The sequence below is a fragment of the Mesorhizobium vachelliae genome (genome assembly GCF_033977325.1).
Taxonomy (GTDB): Bacteria; Pseudomonadota; Alphaproteobacteria; order Rhizobiales; family Rhizobiaceae; genus Mesorhizobium; species Mesorhizobium vachelliae.
The window spans coordinates 48881-69112 of the sequence record NZ_JAVIIR010000005.1; the positions used below are offsets into that span (position 1 = coordinate 48881).

A 20232-nucleotide genomic window follows, 5' to 3' on the forward strand; every position below is an offset into this window, starting at 1 on the left:
ACTCCAGGCGGCTCTATAACCGCCTCATTGATTTTGCTTCACAATCCTGTGAGCCCTGTTGCCGAAATGCCGCAGTTCGGCACTTACCGGCGGGGAAGGTCTTGCATATAGGCAGTGCGCGCTTGGCAAGCAAAAGAAATGCCAGCATGAATGATGGTAACAAAGCGGCCGACTCGTGCCGCTGACATCGAGACAGGGCGTCGGACTTATTCATGCGCTTGAAGTCAATTGCAATCCTCGCCGCTCTTGCGCTGTCGACCGCGATCAGCGGGTGCAGCACCATCGGTGGGCAGATGTTCACCAACAACTATGGCGCGATGACCGATGCCGGCTATCAGCTGCCGCGCATCCCGATCGAGAAGGTCCCCGCTAGGTACCACCGCCAGGAAGTGCGGTATGACTCTTCCGAGAAGCCGGGCACCATCATCGTCGATACCCAGAACAAATTCCTCTATTTCATCGAGGGCGACGGCATGGCGATGCGCTATGGCATCGGCGTCGGCCGCGAAGGTTTTGAATGGCATGGCACCGCCCATATCGCGCTGAAGCGCGAATGGCCGACCTGGACGCCACCGGCGCCGATGATCAAGCGCCAGCCCGAGCTCGCCAAATTCGCCGGCGGCATGGAGCCGGGCCTGAAGAACCCGCTTGGCGCGCGCGCCATGTATCTCTTCAACAAGGGCGGAGACATGGGCTACCGCCTGCATGGAAGCCCGGAATGGTTCTCGATCGGCAAGGCGATGTCGTCGGGCTGCATCCGGCTGATGAACCAAGATATTATCGACCTATACGACCGCACCTCGGTCGGCGCCAAAGTCATCGTGATGTAGGCGAGAAAAAGTTTCACAAGCGGACCGTCTAGGCAACAACAAGACGTCCTGAAAACAGAAAACCGGGCTGTTGGGGCCCGGTTTTTTGTTTTTTGCGATAGGGGTCGGTCGCGCAGAAACCGGCCCGGAATGCGTCAGGCGACCTGCTCGACCTGCTGCACTTCCGGAACAAAATGGCGAAGCAGGTTCTGGATGCCGTGCTTCAGCGTCGCCGTCGAAGAGGGGCAGCCGGCGCAGGCGCCCTTCATATGCAGGAACACCGTGCCGTTCTCGAAGCCGCGGAAGGTGATGTCGCCGCCGTCCTGCGCGACGGCCGGGCGCACGCGCGTGTCGAGCAGTTCCTTGATGGTCAGCACCAGCTCCTCGTCGGCCTTGTCGTAGAACTCGCCGGTGCCGCCGGCTTCGCTCGCCGGAGCGGCCGAGGCCATGACCGGCGCGCCGGACATGAAATGCTCCATGATGGCGCCGAGGATCGCCGGCTTCAGATGCTGCCAGTCGGGGCCGTCCTTGGTCACGGTGATGAAGTCATAGCCGAAGAAAACGCCGGTGACGCCCGGGATCTCGAACAGCCGGCCGGCCAGCGGCGAGGCCTCCGCCGCTGCATCGGCGTTGCGGAAATCGGCGGTGCCTTCGCGCAGCACTTCCTTGCCGGGAAGAAACTTCAACGTCGCCGGGTTCGGCGTCGACTCGGTCTGGATGAACATGGGTATCTCCAGGCCCTTCGCGGGCCGATAGTTTGGAATAATTCTAAATAGGCTCTATCGGCTGGACATTCAAGCGAAACGCGTCGCTAGGAACGGCTGGCTGGCGGAATGTTTTTGCCATGGCGGGATGTCCGAACCGTGGCAACCCTCATCCTCCAGCTTCGACGGTCAATTGTCCACTCGTCTGCAGGATATCGACTTCGGCGCCATCGCCGGTTCGCCTGAATTCGAGATCGGCGCTGCTCTTGCCGACACGCAATCCGCGAAGCTCGATACGGTTCACGAAACCGGGCATCCGCGGTCGCACGATCCGCAGCTTGTTCGCGAAACCGTCGGGTTCCAGGCCAAGGCACACCGTCAGCAGGAAGGGCGCTGTTCCGGCCGCCCAGGCCTGGGGGTGGCAAGCCACCGGGTAATGCACTGGTACCTGGAAATCCGCGCGCGGAAAGCCCGCCATCGCTTCCGGCAGCCTGTGGTGGCGAAAGTGCATCGCGGCCTCGGCGATGCCCGTGAAGATCCGCAGCGCCGCGTCGTCCTCGCCATATTGCCGGCAGCCGGCCGCCACCAGCGCATTGTCGTGCGGCCAGACGGTACCGAGATGGTAGCCGACGGGATTGTAGCGCCGCTCCGAGGTGGCGAGCGTGCGCACGCCCCAGCCGTTGAACATGTCGTCCTGCATCAGCCGAGCTACGGAACGGCGGCCCTTGTCGCGGTCCGCGATACCGCACCACAGCGCGTGCCCGGGGTTTGAGGAAACGACCGCGACCGGGCGGCTTCTTGCTTCCAGCGCGAGGGCGAAGATCCCTTGGTTCTCGCACCAGAAGTCACGATTGAAGCGTCTTCGAAGCCTGTCGGCCTCCTGGCGAAGCTGTCTTGCGCGACCAGCTTCGCCGCTGCGCTCATAAAGGTCGGCGATGGCCTGTTTGGCGGCAAAGACATAGCCCTGCACCTCGACGAGGGCGATCGGCGGCCCGGCGAGGCTGCCATCGGCTCTCGCGATCGCGTCGCCCGAGTCCTTCCATCCCTGGTTGACGAGACCCTCGGCGGACCTGCACCGGTACTTCAGATAGCCCTCGCCATGATCGTCACCGGCCCTGGCGATCCAGTCCAGCGCCTTTTCCACCGGCGCCTGCAATTCGCGAAACAGGTCGAGATCGCCGGTCCAGGCGGCATGACGGCCGAGAAGCAACAGGAAGAGCGGGGTAGCGTCCACCGTGCCGTAGAACCTGGCATGAGGAACATCGCCAGCGCGCGCGAGCTCGCCGACGCGCAGTTCGTGCAGGATCTTGCCGGGCTGCTCCTCCCGCCATCGATCCGTTCGGCTTCCCTGATAGCTGGCGAGAAGACGCAGCGTCTGGGCGGCGATCTCCGGCTGGAAGGCCAGCATTTCCAGCGCAACGATCAGGCTGTCTCGCCCGAACAGGGCAACGAACCATGGCACGCCGGCGGCAAAATATTCACGGCTCCCCAATTCCGAGCGCAGCATCGCGACATCGCGCAGGGATCTCTCCATGATGCTGTTGAGCAGAAGGCTGTCGCTGTCGAGCTTCGTATGCTGCTCCAGCCATTCTTCGGAATTGGTCCGGAGTTTGCCGGCGACGCCGTCGAGCGTGTCCGCCGGGCGCTGGTTCAGTTGCCCGGCCTCGGCGTCTTCCGGCTGCTCCTCCAGCGCGATGGTCACCGCGATGGTTCGTGCGGCTCCGGCCGGCACATCGATCCGGAATTCGGCCGCCGTCTTGTGCGTGGCGTCAGGCCGGGGCGAGAATGCGATCGTCGCCATCCTGCGGAGCCGGTCGGCACCGTGATAGGCGAAATACAGCCTGCCATCCCGCCAGGCGGGCCGTTCGGCCCTGCCGAGATTCTGCTGCACCAGCCCGCGGACGTTGAAGATATCCTCGAAACCGGCGCCGAACTGCAAGCTCAGCGGAAAGTCATGCGCCTCATGTCCAAGATTCTGGATGGTCAAGACTTCCCTGACGCATGTCTGTTCGGCGTCCAGAATGCGCTCCCAGCGAATGCTGAGCTCATCCTTGGGGATCAAGCGATTCTTGTTGGAGTGCAGGTCTGGATTGGTCAGTTCGAAGAGCGCCGCGTACCCTTTCTGGGCGGTCGAGGCCAGGACGACCGGCGTCAGGCCGGCCAAGGTCATCTGATAGCCCCCGATGAACCGGCAGTCATGAAAATAAAGCCCGAAGCCGTGCCCGCCGCTCACGGGTATCTGCGCGTCGGCGGCGATGACGTAATAGAGATCGAGGCTCTTGACGGTGATCGCGCCGGCGATGCTGTCGACCATGGCCGGATGGCCTTTGGCCAGCACGCGATGCTTGCGTTCGCGCTGCGCATGCGGCGTCTGCCGGGCTTTTTCCTGGGTGCGCGCCGACTGCGGGCGCGGCCGCGCCTGCGAACCTGCGCCCACGGCTTTCGCCCTCGATTGTTCGCGTCGGCCTGCCCCTTGATCCGTTTCGGTCATCGGCCCTCCATTGGAATGCGCACATGATTCCAAATGGCGCTCCGAAAGCGCCGGCCAAGGGTAGGGTTATTCTTGTGTTGGCTTAGGGTATGTGCGCCGCGGATAAGAAGCCCAGCGCTGGCCGGAAGGCCTTCGCAACTCAGGCCAGGCTGTCGATCTCTTCGTCGGACAGGTTCTGCGGCACCACCGTGACCGGGATGGGGAACGCGGCGCCGCGGCCGGCGACCGCGCTGACCAGCGGTCCCGGACCTTCCTTGCCGGCGCCGGCCGCCAGCACCAGAATGGCGATGTCCTGGTCTTCCTCGATCAGCTTATGGATCTCTTCGGGCGGCTTGCCTTCGCGCACCACAAGCTCCGGCTCGATCCCGACGCTCTGGCGCACCTTGTTGGCGTAGCCGTCGAGTGCTCCGCGCGCCGTCGCGTTCGCTTCCTCACGCATGATCTTTTCCACGCCCAGCCAGTGCTGGAAATCATCCGGCTCGATGACATAGAGCAGCACCAGCACGCCGCTGGTGTGTTGCGCCCGCTTCGAGGCATAGGCGACGGCACGCTCGCATTCGGGCGTGTCGTCGATGATCGCCAGGAATTTTCTACGATGCCCGGCTTCGCGGCTGAGGCGTTTGGAGACCATGTCTATCTGCTCGGTATGGTTTCGGTCGCAATCTGCCACCGCCGCGAACCGGCGGCAAGCCGCCGGCCGGCACGGCAATGGTCCTACGGAACCTGTCGATCAGTCCTGCAGCAGGCCGATGATGTCGCGCACGGTCTTCATCGTGCCTTCGGCAATCGTCCGCGCCCGGTCGCCTCCATCCTTGAGCACGGCGTCGACATAGGCGCGGTCGCCCTCGATGCGGCGCATCTCGGAAGCGATCGGCGCCAGCTTCTCCACGGCAAGGTCGGCAAGCGCCGGCTTGAACACGGAAAACTGCTGGCCGCCATATTCCTTCAGCACGTCTTCCTTCGAGATCTCGGCGAGGCCGGCATAGATGCCGACGAGGTTTTCCGCCTCGGGCCGGCTTTCCAGCCCGTCGATCTCGCTCGGCAAGGCCTCCGGATCGGTCTTGGCCTTGCGGATCTTCTTCGAGATTGTGTCGGCATCGTCGGTCAGGTTGATGCGCGACAGGTCCGACGGGTCCGACTTCGACATTTTCTTGGAACCGTCGCGCAGGCTCATGATGCGCGCCGCAGGGCCGCCGATGACCGGTTCGGTGATCGGGAAATAGCCGTTCACCGTCTCTTCGCCGACCTGCATCTCGACGCCGACGCCGAGCGCCGCGATCTTTTCCGAGAAGTCGTTGTTGAATTTCTGCGCTATGTCGCGCGTGAGCTCCAGATGCTGCTTCTGGTCCTCGCCCACCGGCACATGGGTGGCGCGGTAAAGCAGGATGTCGGCCGCCATCAGGCTCGGATAGGCGAGCAGGCCGAGCGAGGCGTTCTCGCGGTCCTTGCCTGCCTTGTCCTTGAACTGCGTCATCCGGTACATCCAGCCGATGCGCGCCACGCAGTTGAAAATCCAGGCAAGCTCAGCGTGCTGGATGACCCGCGACTGGTTGAAGACGATGTGCTTCTTCGGGTCGATGCCGGAGGCGAGGAACGCCGCGGTGATCGAGCGGGTCTGGTCGCCCAGGTCCTGATGCACGAGCTGCGCCGTCAGCGAATGCATGTCGACGACGCAATAGATGCAATCGGACTGTTCCTGGAGGGCGACGAATTTCTTGATGGCGCCGAGATAATTGCCGAGATGCAGATTGCCGGTCGGCTGGACGCCCGAAAAGACGAGTGGCTTGAAGGCGGACATGAGTTCCTCATGGCTTGTGGAGGGCCGTCTAAGCATGATTCCAAAAAGTTGCAGACTTTTTGGAGCCAATCATGCGGCTGGAAACCGCGCGCGGCGAAAGTCTTTCGACGGCGCGCTTATGGACGAAGCACGGCATCCGATCAAGAGGCACGCTCTGGGCTGATTGTGACTTAGCGGGGCATTGACATTCACGCGCACTAGCTACATCTTTCGAGCTACATAAAGGAATGTAGCTTTGACCATCAACATCAACAATAAGGAGGCCGACAGGCTAACACGCGCTTTCGCCAAGGCTGAAGGCGTAGGTCTCACCGAGGCGATCGTGATTGCGATGCGAGAGGCATTGGAGCGTCGCCGAAATCGTGAAACACCTTTGGAAACGGCAGCACGGCTGCGGGGAGAGTTTGGGATCAAGCTCAGCGAGCAGGCGCGCAAGCCGCTGCCTCGCTCGGTCTACGACGAATTGTCTGGCGACGACTGATGTTTGTCGACGCAGCAGCCATCGTCGCGATGCTAAGCGACGAGGTCGAAGCGGAGCGCTGCGCGCGAGCGGTCACCGAAGCGTCGGCACCGTTTACTTCCGCCATCGCCGTTTGGGAGGCAGCGATGGCGCTAGCGCGACCGGAAAAGCTGGCCATACCGGTCGCCAGAAGTGCAGAAATTGTGGGCCGCTTTCTCGAAGAGCGAGCAATTGCATTGCGCGAGCTTCCCCCCGCGCCCGAGGCAGCGTCGCTCTCCATTGAGGCCGCATCACGATTTCGCAGCAACGCCATGCGCCTGAACCTGGCCGATTGTTTCCACTACGCCTGCGCTCGCTACTACGCCGCTCCGATGCTCTCCACAGCCGACGAATTCAGGCTCACGGATCTGGAGACTGTCCCGTGACAGGCGGTGCCTTCGACCCGCGCTTGACGTTCCTGCGAACCATGCCGAAATCGGCGCCGCCGGTGCCGAAGGCGGCGACGAAATAGAGCGCGGCGCCCCCGGCGACCAGCGCAAGCACGGTCGTTGCCTTCACGACCAGCGGTGACCCGGGCCCGATCTGCGTGGCAAAGTGGCGCTCGGCAAAATAAAGCGCCGCGGCCATGATCACCGCGGAGAGCACCAGCCGGGGAATGCGTTTCAAGAGCGGCACGTCCCGGCCCCAATGGCCGCGCCTGATCAGCATGCCGAGCAGCATCAGCGCGTTGACCCAACCGGCGACGGCCGAAGCGACCGCGATACCCGGCGCGCCCATCGATGGGAACAGGGTCAGCGCCGTGGCGACGTTCACGCCGACCGAGATGGCCGCGAAAATCATTGGCGTGCGCGTGTCCTCGCGCGCGAAATAGCCGGGCGTGAAAGCCTTGATCAGCACGAAGGCCGGCAGGCCGAGGCCGAAGATCGCCAGGATCGAGGCGACGATCGGCGTCGAATGGTTGGCTGCGAAGGCGCCGCGTTCGTAGACCAGGCGCACGATCGGTTCCGACATCACCCAGAGCGCCGACGCCGCCGGCAGCGTCATGAACAGGGTGAACTCGACCGAGCGGTTCTGCAGGTTTGCAGCCTCGACCAGATTGCCCGATTTCAGCGCCCGCGACAGTTCCGGCAACAGCACGATTGCCACGGCCACGCCGACGACGCCGAGCGGCAACTGGTAGATGCGGTCGGCATAGGCCAGCGACGACACGGCGCTGTTCTGCGCCGAAGCGATCGCCGTGCCGATCAGCTGGTTGATCTGCGTGATGCCGCCGGTGATCGCCGCCGGCAGCGCCAGGATCAGCAGCCGCTTGACATTCGGCGTCATCTTCGGCCGGCGGAAACCGATCGAGATGCCGGCGTGACGCACCGCCACCCAGACGATGGCGAGCTGCACGATGCCCGCCGCCAGCACGCCCCAGGAGAGCCCGAAGCCGACATCATGCGCGTCGAGCCCATGATACCAGGCATAGGCGAGCACGCTGATCAGGATGATGTTGAGGAAGGCGGGCGCGATCGCCGCCGCGAAATAGCGGCGCAGCGAGTTCAGCATGCCGGCCATCATGGCGCCGAGCGACATGCAGATGAGGTATGGGAACATGATCGTCGCGAGCGTGACGGTCGTCTCGAACTTGCCCGGAATGTCGGCAAAGCCTGGCGCCACCAGGTAGCGCACGATCAGCGGCATCGCCAGCTCCATCGCGATGGTCAGCGCCAGCAGCGCCGAAAACAGCACGCCGAACACTTCCTCCGAGAAGCGCTTGGCGCCCTCGTTGCCATGCTGCTCGATCTCCTTGGCGAACAACGGCACGAAAGCGGCGTTGAAGGCGCCTTCGGCGAACAGCCGGCGGAAGGTGTTGGGGAACTGGAAGGCGGCGTTGAAGGCGTCGGCGACCGGCCCGGTGCCGAGCGCCGCCGCCATCAGCATCTCGCGGCCGAAGCCGAGCGCACGGCTCATCAGCGTGCCGGAGGCGACGGTGGCGAATTTCTTGACGAGGCTCATGCTGGGAATGACTGCCAGAAAAATTGCGTCAAATGGATGGTCACTCGGCCGCCGCCTTGGCCTTGCCGTTGCGTTCCGACGAATTGCCCTCCAGCGTATCGATCAGCCGCTTGTGGATGGCGGCGGTGCGCGTCGGGCTGTCGATCTTCTGTCCGGTCAGGTCGGTGACGTAGAAGGTGTCGATGACCTTTTCGCCAAAGGTGGTGATATGCGCCGAGGCGATGTCGAGCGAGAGGTCGGAGAGCGTTCCGGTGATCTCGGAGAGCAGCCCCGGCCGGTCGAGACCCTCGACCTCGATCACCGAGAAGCGGTTGGACAGCGTGTTGCGGATTTCGGCGCGCGGCGGAATCCTGAAAGCCTTGGCGCCGCGCTTCGGCTTGGTGCGCTTCTCGATCATCTCGGGCAGCCAGCTCTTGCCGGACAGCACGTCCTCGATCAGCCGGCCGACGCGCTCGGCGCGACGGCGCTCGTCCTCGTCGAGGTCGAACTCCCGGGAGATCAGGATGGAATCGAGCGCGCGGCCGTCAGAGGTGGTGAAGATCTGGGCGTCGACGATGTTGCCACCGGCCGCGGCACAAGCGCCCGCGATGATCGAAAGCAGGCGCGGATGGTCCGGCGCCAGCACGGTGATCTCGGTCACCGCCTCGAATTCGTGCGTCTTGACCATGGTGGCGAGCTTCTTGCCGGCCGCATCCGCCTCGCGAACGAACTCGGCGTGGCGCAGCTGATCGGGCAGGTCCACGGTGAGCAGATAGTTCTCGTAGTGCAGCGCGACATAGCGCTTGCGCTCCTTGGCCGGCCAGGCCGACAGCGCCTCTGCCAGCTGCTCGCGCGCGGCGGAAGTGCGCTCGGCGCGCGACACTTCGGAGAAACCGCCGGTCAGCAACAGCTCGGTCTCGAAATAAAGCGTGCGCAGCAGCTGCCCCTTCCAGCCGTTCCACACACCCGGCCCGACGCCCCTTATATCGCAGACGGTAAGGATCAAAAGCAGCTTCAGCCGCTCGACCGATTGCACGATCGAGGCGAAATCCTCGATCGTCTTGCGGTCGTTGAGGTCGCGCGTCTGCGCCGTCATCGACATCACGAGATGGTTCTCGACCAGCCAGGCGACAGTCTCGGTGTCGGCCGCCGACAGCCCCATATGCGGACAGATGCGCCGGGCGATCCGGGCGCCGGCTTCCGAATGGTCCTCCGGCCGGCCCTTGGCGATGTCGTGCAAGAGCACGGCGACGTAGAGTGCCTCGCGGCTTTTCTTCAGCCCAGGCATCAGCGAATGCGACAGCGGATGTACTTTCGCGCCGTCGCCGCGCTCGATCTCGGCCAGCACGCCGATGCAGCGGATCAGATGTTCATCCACCGTGTAGTGGTGGTACATCGAGAACTGCATCATGGCGACGATCTTGCCGAAATCGGGGATCAGCCTGCCGAGCAGTCCGGCCTCGTTCATGCGCCTGAGATTGAGCTCGGCATTGCGGTCCGACGTCAGGATATCGAGAAACAGCCGGTTGGCTTCCTCGTCGCGCCGGAGCGACTTGTTGACCAGGCCAAGCGAACGGGTCAGCAGCTTCAGCGCATCCGGGTGGAACTCCAGCCCGTGCTTGTCGGCAAACCAGAACAGCCTCAGCAGGTTGACCGGATCGCGCTCGAACACGCTGTCGTCGGCGATGTTGATGCGGTGGTTGTCGACAATGAAATCGCTTGTGCCGGCAAGCTTGCGCTTGCGCCGCTGGAAGGTGAGGAAGATACGGTTGAAGCCCGGCACATGCTTGGCCTGCTCTTCCTCGAGCGCCGCGCAGAAGATGCGCGTGAGGTCGCCGACATCCTTGGCGACGAGGAAATAGTGCTTCATGAAGCGCTCGACCGCTGACAGGCCGGGATGCGTCGTATAGCCCAGCCGCTCGGCGATCTCGCGCTGGATGTCGAAATGCAGCCGCTCCTCCGCCTTGCCGGTGAGGAAATGCATATGGCAGCGCACCGCCCAGAGGAAATCCTCGGCCTTCTGGAATTCGCGGTATTCGGCCTCGGTGAAGACGCCTTTCTCGACCAGCTCCTCGCCGGTGCGCACACGGTAGAAGTATTTGCCGATCCAGAACAAAGTCTGCAGGTCGCGCAACCCGCCCTTGCCGTCCTTGACATTGGGCTCGACCAGATAGCGGCTTTCGCCGGCCTTGGCGTGTCGCTCGTCGCGCTCGGCGAGCTTGGCCTGCACATATTCCGGCCCGGTCGTGCGCACCACCTCGTGGTCGAAGCGGCTCAGCAGCTCGTCATAGAGCTTGCGTTCGCCCCACAGGAAACGCGCTTCCAGGATCGAGGTGCGGATGGTGATGTCGCTGCGCGAGAGCCTGAGGCACTCCTCGATGTTGCGGGTGGCGTGGCCGACCTTCAACCCCATGTCCCACAGCATGTAGAGCATGTATTCGACGATCTGCTCGCCCCACGGCGTCTGCTTGTAGGGCAAGAGGAAAAGCAGGTCGATGTCGGAGCCCGGCGCCAGCGTGCCGCGGCCATAGCCGCCGACCGCCACGACCGCCATGCGCTCGGCCGCGGACCTGTTCTTGACCCGGTAGACATGAGTGGCGGCGAAATCATAGAGCGCGCGGATCAGCTCATCCATCAGATGCGAGAGCCGCTCGGCGCAGGCATTGCCGCCGCCATCCTGCTTGAGCATGGCCTCGGCGATCTTTCGTCCTTCCGCCAATCTGCCTTTGAGCAGCTGGAGGACAGCAGTGCGAACCGCCGGTCCCGAACCATCGCCGGCGCTTGCCGCCGTCAGCGCGGTCAGGTCGCGGCGCAGCACGTCGCCATCGATGATTTCGTCGAGTTTCAGGGAGATCTTTGCCATTCGGCGGCGTCTATAGCCTGTTTTAGCGGCGCTGTGTATGGGGGGCCGGCGGCGCCAGTTGCCGTCGCGCAGCGAGGCGTGCAATCCGCAATCGCCCGGCCGATTTTCGCAAAAGTGGAAATCGGCCCCTTGACCTTCCTGTTACTGGAAGGACTACCTCCGCCTCAATTCGAGAAATTCCGAGGCATTGCCGATGACCCATTCCGACCATCACCATCATGCGCATGGCGGCACCTGCTGCTCCGCCAAGAGCGCCGAGCCCGCGGCCGAAGCGGTGATTCGCGACCCTGTCTGCGGCATGACGGTCGATCCGGCCGCCGGCAAGCCGACGGCCGAGCATGGCGGCCGGACGTTTCATTTCTGCAGCGAGCGCTGCCGCACGAAATTCCAGGCCGGGCCCGAGAACTACCTGACGGCCACCGATCCCGTCTGCGGCATGAGCGTCGACCGCGCCAGCGCGAAGCATTTCGTCCGCCACGAAGGGCAGGGCTTCTATTTCTGCTCCGCCGGCTGCAGGGGCAAGTTCGAAGCCGAGCCGGCAAAATACGTCGCCGACCGGCCCGAGCCGCAGCCGATGCCGAAGGGAACGCAATACACCTGCCCGATGCATCCCGAGATCATCCGCGACAAGCCCGGTTCCTGCCCGATCTGCGGCATGGCGCTGGAACCGATGGGCGTGCCGACGGGCGAGGAAGGCCCGAATCCCGAGCTTATCGATTTCACGCGCCGCTTCTGGGTCAGCGCGGCGCTTTCCGTGCCGCTCCTGATCGTCGCCATGGCGCCGATGCTGGGCTTCAGCTTCGAGAGCCTCATCGACGGTCGCACGAAGACTTGGGCGGAGCTGGCGCTCGCAAGCCCCGTAGTGTTGTGGGCGGCGTTTCCGTTCTTCCATCGCGGCTGGGAATCGATCCTCAACCGCAGCCCGAATATGTGGACGCTGATCTCTCTGGGCGTTGGCGCCGCCTATCTCTACAGCGTGGTCGCCGCCCTGTTCCCGGACATTTTTCCGCATCAGTTCCGCGGCCATGACGGCGCGGTGCCGGTCTATTTCGAGGCCGCCGCTGTCATCGTCGCGCTGGTCTTCCTCGGCCAGGTGCTGGAGCTGCGCGCCCGCGAGCGCACCGGCTCGGCCATTCGCGCCCTGCTCGACCTTGCGCCGAAGACGGCGCGGCTGATCGGTGCCGACGGCGCCGAGAGGGACGTGCCGCTCGACAGCGTCAAGACCGGAGATCGGCTTCGCATCCGCCCCGGCGATGCGGTGCCGGTCGACGGCATCGTGCTCGAGGGCCGCTCGGCGCTCGATGAATCGATGATCACCGGCGAGCCGCTGCCGGTCGAGAAGACGGAAGGCGACGCGCTCACCGGCGGCACGCTGAACAAGAACGGCTCGCTGGTCATGCGCGCGGAGAAGGTTGGCGCCGAAACCACGCTGTCACGCATCGTTGAGCTGGTCGCCAAGGCGCAGCGTTCGCGCGCGCCGATCCAGGGGCTGGCCGACCGCGTGTCCTTTTACTTCGTGCCGGCGGTCGTGCTGGTGGCAATCGTCGCCTTCATCGCCTGGGCAATGTTCGGCCCCGAGCCGAGCCTGATCTTCGCCATCGTCTCGGCGGTGTCGGTGCTGATCATCGCCTGTCCCTGCGCGCTCGGCCTTGCCACGCCGATGTCGATCATGACGGCGACCGGGCGGGGCGCGCATGCCGGCGTGCTGATCAAGGAAGCGGCGGCGCTGGAGCGCTTTGCCGCCGTCGACACGCTGATCGTCGACAAGACCGGCACGCTGACTGAGGGCAAGCCGGGGCTGACGGACGTCATTGCGGCCGGGGGCATCGATGAGAACGAGCTGCTCGGCCTCGCCGCCGCGCTCGAAAAGGGCTCGGAGCATCCGCTGGCCGAGGCGATCGTCGAGGGCGCCGCCGCGCGCGGCCTGAAGCTGGTCGACGCAGCCGATTTCGAAGCCGTCACCGGCAAGGGCGTTTCGGGCACCGTGTCGGGCCGGAAGGTCGCGCTCGGCAATGCGGCGATGATGGCGGACCTCGGCGTCGGCACGTCGGCGGCCAGTGCCGAGGCGCTGCAGGCCGAGGGCAAGACGGCCATGTTCGTGACCGTCGACGGCAGCTTCGCCGGCATCGTCGCTGTCGCCGATCCCGTAAAAGCAACGACCGCCGAGGCGATCAGAGCCCTGCACGACAAGGGCCTGCGCATCATCATGGCGACAGGCGACAATGAGCGCACGGCGAAAGCCATCGCCGGCAGGCTCGGCATCGACGATATCCGTGCCGGCCTGCTGCCGGACGGGAAGAGCGCGCTGGTGGAAGAGTTGCGCGGCAAAGGCGCTGTCGTCGCCATGGCCGGCGACGGCGTCAACGACGCGCCGGCTTTGGCCAGCGCCGATGTCGGCATCGCCATGGGCACCGGCGCCGATGTCGCGGTCGAAAGCGCCGGCATCACCCTGGTCAAGGGCGACCTGAACGGCATCGTCAGGGCGCGCACGCTCGCTCAGGCGACGATCCGCAACATCCGCCAGAACTTGTTCTTCGCCTTCCTCTACAACGTGCTCGGCGTGCCGGTCGCGGCGGGCGTGCTCTATCCGCTCACCGGCACGCTGCTGTCGCCGATGATCGCCGCGGCGGCGATGAGCCTGTCGTCGGTCTCGGTGATCGGCAACGCGTTGCGGCTGAGAACGTTGAAACTCTGAGCAAAACCCCCAGATACGAACCCCAACCACAAGGAGACCTGAATGACCCTGGCCAAGAAAATCGTGCTGCTTTTGATGGCGGCTGGAATGCTGCTTGCAGTCTTCCTCGAAAGCGTGCCGGCCTCGTCCGAGGAGATGAAGCACGACATGTCCAAGATGGCGATGGGCGCCCAGAGTCCGGCCACTACGGGCTATGAGGCGGCGATGAAGAAGATGCACAAGGACATGATGATCAAATACACCGGCAATGCCGATGTCGACTTCGTCCGCGGCATGATCCCGCATCATCAGGGCGCCATCGACATGGCCAAGGTGGTGATCGCCAACGGCAAGGACCCGGAAATCCGCAAGCTTGCCGAAGGCGTGGTCACGGCGCAGGAGGCCGAGATCAAGGAAATGAAAGACTGGCTCGCCAAGCATCCGGCGAAGTAGCCACTGCGGGAAATCCGGACGGCCAGGCGGCTTTGGTCTGGATTTCAGGCCAAGGCTGTGCTGCGATCCGGCCTCACGCGGAGAAAGCCATGCCGTCAACAGTCGGAACCCTGAAGCTGCCGTCCGGTGAAACCGTTCCGGTGCTGGGCCAGGGCACCTGGAAGATGGGTGAGGACCACCGCCGCCGCGCCGATGAGGTCGCGGCGCTGAAGCTCGGGCTCGACCTCAGCATCACGCTGATCGACACGGCGGAGATGTATGCCAGTGGCGGCGCCGAGGAAGTGGTGGCGGAAGCCGTCGCCGGGCGCCGTGACGAGACCTTTCTGGTCTCCAAGGTGCTGCCCACCAACGCCTCGCGCGCCGGCGTGAAGCGCGCCTGCGAGAACAGCCTGAAGCGCCTCGCCACCGACCGCATCGATCTCTATCTGCTGCATTGGCCGGGCAGCGTGCCGCTGTCGGAAACCGTTGAAGCCTTCGAGGCCCTGAAGGCTGAAGGCAAGATCCGGCACTGGGGCGTCAGCAATTTCGATACCGACGAGATGGAGGATCTTGTCGGTTTGGTCCCTGGCGGCAATGTCCAGACCAACCAGGTGCTCTACAACCTGTCGCGGCGCGGCCCCGAATTCGATCTGGCCCCGTGGTGCGCGGAGCGCGGCATTCCGCTGATGGCCTATTCGCCGGTGGAGCAGGGCGCGCTGGCGCGCAATGCACGGCTCGAGGCTGTCGCCGCCCGGCACAACGCCACCGCCGCGCAGATCGCGCTTGCCTGGGTGATGGCGCAGCCGGGCGTCATCGCCATCCCGAAGGCCAGCCGCCAGGAGCATGTCCGCCAGAACGCCGCCGCGCTCGACATCAAGCTGACGGCGCAGGATTTCGCCGATCTCGACCGGGCCTTCCCGCCGCCGACGCGCAAGCGCGGCCTGGAGATGATCTAGAGCAATTCCAGGAAAAGTGTGGGCGGTTTTCCGTCGGGAATTGTGTAAAAACAAAGAGATAGGGCGTTTCGCCGTTTCCATGAAACGGTGAAACGCGCTAGCCGAAAACCTCGGTTGAAAGCGAGAAAGCATTGGAACGAATTTCAGCCGGAGCTCATCACACGGCCTATAAAATCGGCGACTTGACCGTCACCTCGCTGCGCGACGGTTATGTCGACATGCCGGTCCGACGTCTGCGCCAGCCGGGCGACAAGCCCTTTGGTGACGATCTCCCCTCGCAGATACCACTCTTCGACGGCGCGCTCAGATTGTCAGTCAACGCCTTCGCCGTCGACGACGGCGAAGCAATCACGCTGATCGATACGGGATCCTCCAACGCCTGGCACCCGACGATGGGGTTCCTGCCGCAGGCGCTGAGCGAGGCGAAGATCGCCGTCGATCGGATACGTACGGTTGCCTTCACCCACACCCATCTCGACCATATCCACGGGCTCGTCCTTCCGGATGGTCGCGACGGCTTCCCGCAATTCTCCCGCTTGCTTGTCCCTCGGCCTGAACTCGACATGTTCCGGTCGGTAGCGAGATTGAGCCGCTTCCACGATCGAGCAGAACCTTCGGACTCCGGACAGCGCCTTAGCGCGAACATCGAGGCGGTCGCCGCGCCGGGCCATGAGATCGGCCATACCTGCTTTCGTGTCACGAGCCGCGGCGAGACATTGCTGGTCTGGGGCGACCTCGTGCATGTGCCCTCGCTTCAGTTCGAGCGACCGGACATCACATGGGAATTCGATGCCGACCAGGATCGGGCGCGGGCAACCCGGCTGCGCATTTTGGCGCTTGCCGCCGACAACGCCTGGTGCGTTGCGGGAGCGCATCTCGATTCACCGGGCGTCGGCCGGGTTTCCCGAACCGAAACGGGTTTCCGCTTCGAAGGCTTGTAGGATCCCGAGCTAGATCTTGGCCGGCAGCACAAGCCGCATCCGCAGTCGGTGCAAGGCCCTTGAGAACACATCGAGGTCATTGGCGGCGCGGGCCAGCGTGAGCGCGCCCTGGATGGCGGCCACGGCTTCCTCGGCCAGCTCGGCGGCCTCGCCTTGTGGATGCCCGGATCGCTCCAGCGCACCGGCAAGATGCACGACCCAGCGGCCGAAATAGCTTCCGATCTGGCCGGCGAAGAGATCGCGCGATTCATCCAGCGCGAAGGCGCCGATCAGGCAAACCCGGCGCCCCGAGTGGAAATAGCTGTCCGTCGCCAAAAACATGTGCTCGATCCCGGCCAACGGATCGGCGCCGTCGCGCATGGGCGCGAAGACATTATCTTCGAACCAGCCGTCGATATGGGCGATGACGGCTCTCGCCATCTCCTCCTTGCCGCCGGGAAAGAAGTGGTAGAGGCTTCCCTTGCCGAGCCCCGTCGCCTCGCCGATCAGGGCCAGGCTGGCGCCCTCATAGCCATGCTCGCGGAAGACTTCCGCAATGATTCCCAGCAACTGGTCGCGGTCGGGCGCGATGCGCCGCATCCACTCGCCCTAAAGCCCGAGTTCCGAAAGGCCGGGATGGTCGTCCGGCCGGCGGCCGAGCGGCCAATGATATTTCCGCTCGCGCTCGGTGATCGGCAGGTCGTTGATGCTCGCCACGCGGCGGCGCATCAGCCCGGCTTCGTCGAATTCCCAGTTCTCGTTGCCGTAGGACCGGAACCAATGGTCGCTGTCGTCGCGCCATTCATAGGCGAAGCGCACCGCGATGCGGTTTTCGTTCCAGGTCCAGACCTCCTTGATCAGGCGATAGTCCAGCTCGCGCGCCCATTTGCGCTTGAGGAAGCCGACGATCTCGCCGCGGCCTGAGACGAATTCGGCCCGGTTCCGCCAGATGCTGTCCTCGGTATAGGCAAGCGAAACCCGCTCCGGGTCGCGGCTGTTCCAGGCGTCCTCCGCAAGGCGCGCCTTTTGCGCCGCTGTCTCGGCCGTGAAGGGCGGCAATGGCGGGCGGCGGCTCATGAAAATCTCCTGTCGGTTCAGTCGTCGATAACCGACATTGTACCGATTGGTACAATGAGTCAATGGCCCAAGTGACGACGGGAAAGATGCTATTGCTTTGTCGCCAGTCCCTTCAGCCGGTAGAGCGCCTCCAGGGCCTCGCGCGGCGTCATCTCGTCGGGATTGATCGCGCCGAGCGCGTCACCCAGCGCGTCGCTCTTGGCAGGCTTCGGCGTTTCGCGTTTCACCGCCACCGAAAACAGCGGCAGGTCGTCGACCAGCCGGTTGGTCTTGCCCGAGACCTCGCCCTCTTCCAGCTGATGCAGGACCTCCTTGGCACGGGCGACGACTGCTTCCGGCAGGCCGGCCAGCCGCGCCACCTGCACGCCGTAGGAGCGGTCGGCCGCACCCTTGCCGACCTCGTGCAGGAAGACGACGTCGCCTTCCCATTCCTTGACCCGCATGGTGACGTTGTGCAGCCGGGGGAGCTTGCCCGCCAGCGCCGTCATCTCGTGGAAATGCGTGGCGAAGATCGCCCGGCAGCGGTTCTTCTCATGCAGATATTCCACCGCCGCCCAGGCGATCGACAAGCCGTCGAAAGTGGCGGTGCCGCGGCCGATCTCGTCGAGGATCACCAGCGCCCGCTCGCTGGCCTGGTTGAGGATCGCCGCCGTCTCGACCATCTCGACCATGAAGGTCGAGCGGCCGCGCGCCAAATCGTCCGAGGCGCCGACGCGCGAGAACAGCCGGTCGACCACACCGATATGAGCGCTCTCGGCCGGCACGAAGGAGCCGGTCTGGGCGAGGATGGCGATCAAGGCATTCTGCCTTAGGAACGTCGATTTACCGCCCATATTCGGGCCGGTGAGCAGCCAGATCGCGCCGGCCTTGGCGCCGCCTTCGGGCGACAGGTCGCAGTCATTGGCGACGAAGGGTCCCTCGCCGGAGCGTCGCAGCGCCTGTTCGACCACCGGGTGGCGCCCGCCGGCGATTTCGAAGGCGAGGCTGGAATCCACCAGCGGCCGGCACCAGCCCTCGCTTTCGGAAAGCAATGCCAGCGCCGACGAAACATCCAGAGCCGCAAGCGCGTCGGCGCCGGCGCGGATCCGTTCGGCCTCGCCCACCACTTCCGCAGTCAGCCGGTCGAAGGCGGCGAGCTCGATGCTGAGCGCCCGGTCGGCGGCGTTGGCGATCTTCGATTCCAGCTCCGCCAGTTCCGTCGTGGTGAAGCGCATGGCGTTGGCCATGGTCTGGCGATGGATGAAGCGCGCCTTGGCGGCGTCGCTGCCGGTCATGATCGAGTGATGGTTGGCGGTGACCTCGATATAATAGCCGAGCACATTGTTGTGCCGGATCTTCAGCGAGCGGATGCCGGTTTCCTCGATCAGCGAGCGCTCCAGCCCGGCGATCACCTTTCGCGATTCGTCGCGCAAGGCCCGCATCTCGTCGAGCTCGGCATTGTAGCTCGACCGCACGAAGCCGCCGTCACGCTTGATCAGCGGCAGCTCGTCGTCGAGCGCTTCGCTGAGATGGCGGGCCAGCGCCTCGGGCAAGGCCTTGATCGCGGTAAGTGCGGCGGCGAGCTCGGCGGGCAGGACGGCCGCCGCGAACAGTTCGGCGATCGCGCCGGCCGCTTCGAAGCCGGCGCGCAGCGCGCCCAGATCGCGCGGGCCGCCGCGGTTGAGCGCCAGCCTGGATAGCGCCCTCGGCATGTCGGCGACGCTTTTGAGGCTCGCCCGCAATCCCTGGCAGAGCCGCACTTCAGAACGGAAGAAGGAGACCGAATCCAGTCGCGCCGAAATCGCCGCCGGGTCGGTCAGCGGCGCCATCAGCCGGTCGGCCAGCAAGCGCGCGCCGCCGCCGGTCACCGTGCGGTCGATCGTCTTGAACAGCGAGCCCTCCCGGCTGCCGGACAGCGTGCGCAAAAGTTCCAGGTTGGCGCGCGTCGCCGGATCGATGAACAGCGTCGAGCCTTGCTCCTCGCGCTCGGGCCGCGACAGCGGCGGACGCTCGGCCTTCTGCGTCTTCTCGACATAGGTGATGGCGCCGGAAATCGCCGACAGCTCGGCGCGCGAGAAGGTGCCGAAGCTGTCCGGTGTCGCGACGTCGAAGAAGCGCGCGATGCGGCTTGTGGCCGACGCCGAATCGAACAGCGACGGCGGCTGCGGGTTGGCGACCCGGCCAAGGATGTCGAACACCGGCCTGAGCTCCGGATCGTGAAAAACCGGCTCGGCGACGATCAGCTCACGCGGGTCGACGCGGAAAATGTCGGCAAGCAGCCGCTCGGCGCTCGTCTCGGCAACGCGGAAGGCACCGGTCGAAATGTCGATCCAGGCAAGCGCAAAGCTCGCCTGGCTGGTCGCGGCGCCGCCACCTTTCACACGGCCGAGCGCCATCAGGAAACTCGATTCCGAGGGCGCGAGCAGCTTGTCCTCGGTGATGGTGCCGGGCGTGACCAGCCGCACCACGTCGCGGCGCACCACCGATTTGGAACCTCGTTTCTTGGCTTCGGCCGGATCCTCGATCTGCTCGCAGACGGCAACGCGAAAACCCTGGGCGATCAGCTTCTGCAGGTAATCGTCCGCCGCATGCACCGGCACGCCGCACATCGGAATGTCGTGGCCCTGGTGCTTGCCGCGCTTGGTCAAAACGATGCCCAGCGCCTGGCTCGCCTTCTCCGCGTCGTCGAAGAACAGCTCGTAGAAATCGCCCATGCGGTAGAACAGGAGCGAATCCGGGTTCGCCGCTTTGATCTCGATGAATTGCTCCATCATCGGCGTGACGCCGCCCGTGGCGGGCGCAGTCGTCGTCGTCTCCTGGGCGTCGGGATCTGTCGGCATGTGCATGTTCATGTCGGAACGCTAGCAGATCGGCCAGCGCGGTTTAATGCCGGCCGCTCGAAAAGCAGGGGAAAGCTCAGGGCCATGCTGCCAGTTGGTGCCGCGGCGCCGGTTCCCTGAGCAACCTCATCGGCATTCAATGAGCTTTGCCGTGCATGGCGGTTTACAGCGGCCGTCTGTAGCCTTAGTCCTGGAATCCCATAAGGAAGCACCCGTCCAAGCGGTGCCGCACAAGGCGAGGAAACCAAA

At 64.6% G+C, this 20232-nt stretch carries 17 protein-coding genes; 8 read left to right on the forward strand and 9 right to left on the reverse strand.

Annotated features, from left to right (window positions below; all coding sequences use genetic code 11):
- The first annotated feature begins 212 nt into the window (after positions 1–212).
- Positions 213–830: a L,D-transpeptidase gene (locus tag RFM41_RS12490; protein WP_320249366.1), complete on the forward strand. Its 618-nt coding sequence runs from the start codon at positions 213–215 to the stop codon at positions 828–830.
- Positions 831–964: 134 nt separating this feature from the next.
- Here RFM41_RS12490 and RFM41_RS12495 read toward each other — a convergent pair whose 3' ends face one another.
- Together RFM41_RS12495 and RFM41_RS12500 are read right to left on the reverse strand one after the other, a co-directional pair.
- Positions 965–1534 carry a NifU family protein gene (locus RFM41_RS12495; RefSeq protein ID WP_320249364.1) on the reverse strand — a complete coding sequence of 190 codons (570 nt, stop codon included), beginning with the start codon at positions 1532–1534 and terminating at the stop codon, positions 965–967.
- Positions 1535–1682: 148 nt separating this feature from the next.
- Positions 1683–3827 carry an amylo-alpha-1,6-glucosidase gene (locus tag RFM41_RS12500; RefSeq protein ID WP_320249520.1) on the reverse strand — a complete coding sequence of 715 codons (2145 nt, stop codon included), beginning with the start codon at positions 3825–3827 and terminating at the stop codon, positions 1683–1685.
- On the opposite strand from RFM41_RS12500, the gene RFM41_RS12505 reads away from it, so the two are divergent.
- Positions 3711–4031 carry a hypothetical protein gene (locus tag RFM41_RS12505; protein WP_320249523.1) on the forward strand — a complete coding sequence of 107 codons (321 nt, stop codon included), beginning with the start codon at positions 3711–3713 and terminating at the stop codon, positions 4029–4031. The genes RFM41_RS12500 and RFM41_RS12505 overlap by 117 nt on opposite strands.
- A 112-nt stretch (positions 4032–4143) precedes the next feature.
- Here RFM41_RS12505 and RFM41_RS12510 read toward each other — a convergent pair whose 3' ends face one another.
- Together RFM41_RS12510 and trpS are read right to left on the reverse strand one after the other, a co-directional pair.
- The gene (locus tag RFM41_RS12510) at positions 4144–4635 is read right to left on the reverse strand and encodes a universal stress protein (RefSeq protein WP_320249361.1); all 492 of its coding nucleotides are present in this window, start codon (positions 4633–4635) and stop codon (positions 4144–4146) included.
- A gap of 99 nt (positions 4636–4734) precedes the next feature.
- A complete protein-coding gene (gene trpS, locus RFM41_RS12515) occupies positions 4735–5802 on the reverse strand; it encodes a tryptophan--tRNA ligase (RefSeq protein ID WP_320249359.1) in 1068 nt (355 codons plus the stop codon).
- Positions 5803–6037: 235 nt separating this feature from the next.
- On the opposite strand from trpS, the gene RFM41_RS12520 reads away from it, so the two are divergent.
- Positions 6038–6283, forward strand: coding sequence for a type II toxin-antitoxin system VapB family antitoxin (locus RFM41_RS12520; protein ID WP_320249358.1), 246 nt, complete (start codon positions 6038–6040; stop codon positions 6281–6283).
- Positions 6283–6687: a type II toxin-antitoxin system VapC family toxin gene (locus RFM41_RS12525; protein WP_320249357.1), complete on the forward strand. Its 405-nt coding sequence runs from the start codon at positions 6283–6285 to the stop codon at positions 6685–6687. Before RFM41_RS12520 ends, RFM41_RS12525 begins: the two co-directional genes overlap by 1 nt.
- Here RFM41_RS12525 and murJ read toward each other — a convergent pair.
- On the reverse strand, positions 6662–8263 hold the full coding sequence (gene murJ, locus RFM41_RS12530; RefSeq protein ID WP_320249354.1) for a murein biosynthesis integral membrane protein MurJ: 1602 nt from the start codon (positions 8261–8263) through the stop codon (positions 6662–6664). The two genes, RFM41_RS12525 and murJ, sit on opposite strands and share 26 nt — an antisense overlap.
- A 40-nt stretch (positions 8264–8303) precedes the next feature.
- The gene (locus RFM41_RS12535) at positions 8304–11105 is read right to left on the reverse strand and encodes a [protein-PII] uridylyltransferase (protein ID WP_320249352.1); all 2802 of its coding nucleotides are present in this window, start codon (positions 11103–11105) and stop codon (positions 8304–8306) included.
- A gap of 193 nt (positions 11106–11298) precedes the next feature.
- On the opposite strand from RFM41_RS12535, the gene RFM41_RS12540 reads away from it, so the two are divergent.
- From RFM41_RS12540 to RFM41_RS12555, 4 genes are all read left to right on the forward strand, one after another.
- Positions 11299–13800 carry a heavy metal translocating P-type ATPase gene (locus RFM41_RS12540; RefSeq protein WP_320249351.1) on the forward strand — a complete coding sequence of 834 codons (2502 nt, stop codon included), beginning with the start codon at positions 11299–11301 and terminating at the stop codon, positions 13798–13800.
- A 42-nt stretch (positions 13801–13842) separates the two neighbouring features.
- Entirely contained in the window at positions 13843–14232 is a 390-nt protein-coding gene (gene copM, locus RFM41_RS12545; protein ID WP_320249348.1) for a CopM family metallochaperone, read from the forward strand.
- Between the two features lie 89 nt (positions 14233–14321).
- Positions 14322–15167 carry an aldo/keto reductase gene (locus tag RFM41_RS12550; protein ID WP_320249347.1) on the forward strand — a complete coding sequence of 282 codons (846 nt, stop codon included), beginning with the start codon at positions 14322–14324 and terminating at the stop codon, positions 15165–15167.
- Positions 15168–15298: 131 nt separating this feature from the next.
- Positions 15299–16108 carry an MBL fold metallo-hydrolase gene (locus RFM41_RS12555; protein WP_320249345.1) on the forward strand — a complete coding sequence of 270 codons (810 nt, stop codon included), beginning with the start codon at positions 15299–15301 and terminating at the stop codon, positions 16106–16108.
- A 9-nt stretch (positions 16109–16117) separates the two neighbouring features.
- On the opposite strand, the gene RFM41_RS12560 is transcribed toward RFM41_RS12555, so the two are convergent.
- From RFM41_RS12560 to mutS, 3 genes are all read right to left on the reverse strand, one after another.
- On the reverse strand, positions 16118–16687 hold the full coding sequence (locus RFM41_RS12560; protein ID WP_320249342.1) for a TetR/AcrR family transcriptional regulator: 570 nt from the start codon (positions 16685–16687) through the stop codon (positions 16118–16120).
- Positions 16688–16696: 9 nt separating this feature from the next.
- On the reverse strand, positions 16697–17164 hold the full coding sequence (locus tag RFM41_RS12565; protein ID WP_320249341.1) for a nuclear transport factor 2 family protein: 468 nt from the start codon (positions 17162–17164) through the stop codon (positions 16697–16699).
- A gap of 89 nt (positions 17165–17253) precedes the next feature.
- Positions 17254–19995: a DNA mismatch repair protein MutS gene (gene mutS, locus RFM41_RS12570; protein WP_320249340.1), complete on the reverse strand. Its 2742-nt coding sequence runs from the start codon at positions 19993–19995 to the stop codon at positions 17254–17256.
- Positions 19996–20232 lie beyond the last annotated feature (237 nt).

Excerpts from the sequence above, each read along its gene's own strand:
- RFM41_RS12490 (WP_320249366.1), top strand. The coding sequence starts at position 213 with ATGCGCTTGAAGTCAATTGCAATCCTCGCCGCTCTTGCGCTGTCGACC.
- RFM41_RS12495 (WP_320249364.1), bottom strand. The coding sequence starts at position 1,534 with ATGTTCATCCAGACCGAGTCGACGCCGAACCCGGCGACGTTGAAGTTT.
- RFM41_RS12505 (WP_320249523.1), top strand. The coding sequence starts at position 3,711 with ATGAAAATAAAGCCCGAAGCCGTGCCCGCCGCTCACGGGTATCTGCGC.
- RFM41_RS12500 (WP_320249520.1), bottom strand. The coding sequence starts at position 3,827 with ATGGTCGACAGCATCGCCGGCGCGATCACCGTCAAGAGCCTCGATCTC.
- RFM41_RS12510 (WP_320249361.1), bottom strand. The coding sequence starts at position 4,635 with ATGGTCTCCAAACGCCTCAGCCGCGAAGCCGGGCATCGTAGAAAATTC.
- trpS (WP_320249359.1), bottom strand. The coding sequence starts at position 5,802 with ATGTCCGCCTTCAAGCCACTCGTCTTTTCGGGCGTCCAGCCGACCGGC.
- RFM41_RS12525 (WP_320249357.1), top strand. The coding sequence starts at position 6,283 with ATGTTTGTCGACGCAGCAGCCATCGTCGCGATGCTAAGCGACGAGGTC.
- murJ (WP_320249354.1), bottom strand. The coding sequence starts at position 8,263 with ATGAGCCTCGTCAAGAAATTCGCCACCGTCGCCTCCGGCACGCTGATG.
- RFM41_RS12535 (WP_320249352.1), bottom strand. The coding sequence starts at position 11,105 with ATGGCAAAGATCTCCCTGAAACTCGACGAAATCATCGATGGCGACGTG.
- RFM41_RS12540 (WP_320249351.1), top strand. The coding sequence starts at position 11,299 with ATGACCCATTCCGACCATCACCATCATGCGCATGGCGGCACCTGCTGC.
- copM (WP_320249348.1), top strand. The coding sequence starts at position 13,843 with ATGACCCTGGCCAAGAAAATCGTGCTGCTTTTGATGGCGGCTGGAATG.
- RFM41_RS12550 (WP_320249347.1), top strand. The coding sequence starts at position 14,322 with ATGCCGTCAACAGTCGGAACCCTGAAGCTGCCGTCCGGTGAAACCGTT.
- RFM41_RS12560 (WP_320249342.1), bottom strand. The coding sequence starts at position 16,687 with ATGCGGCGCATCGCGCCCGACCGCGACCAGTTGCTGGGAATCATTGCG.
- RFM41_RS12565 (WP_320249341.1), bottom strand. The coding sequence starts at position 17,164 with ATGAGCCGCCGCCCGCCATTGCCGCCCTTCACGGCCGAGACAGCGGCG.
- mutS (WP_320249340.1), bottom strand. The coding sequence starts at position 19,995 with ATGAACATGCACATGCCGACAGATCCCGACGCCCAGGAGACGACGACG.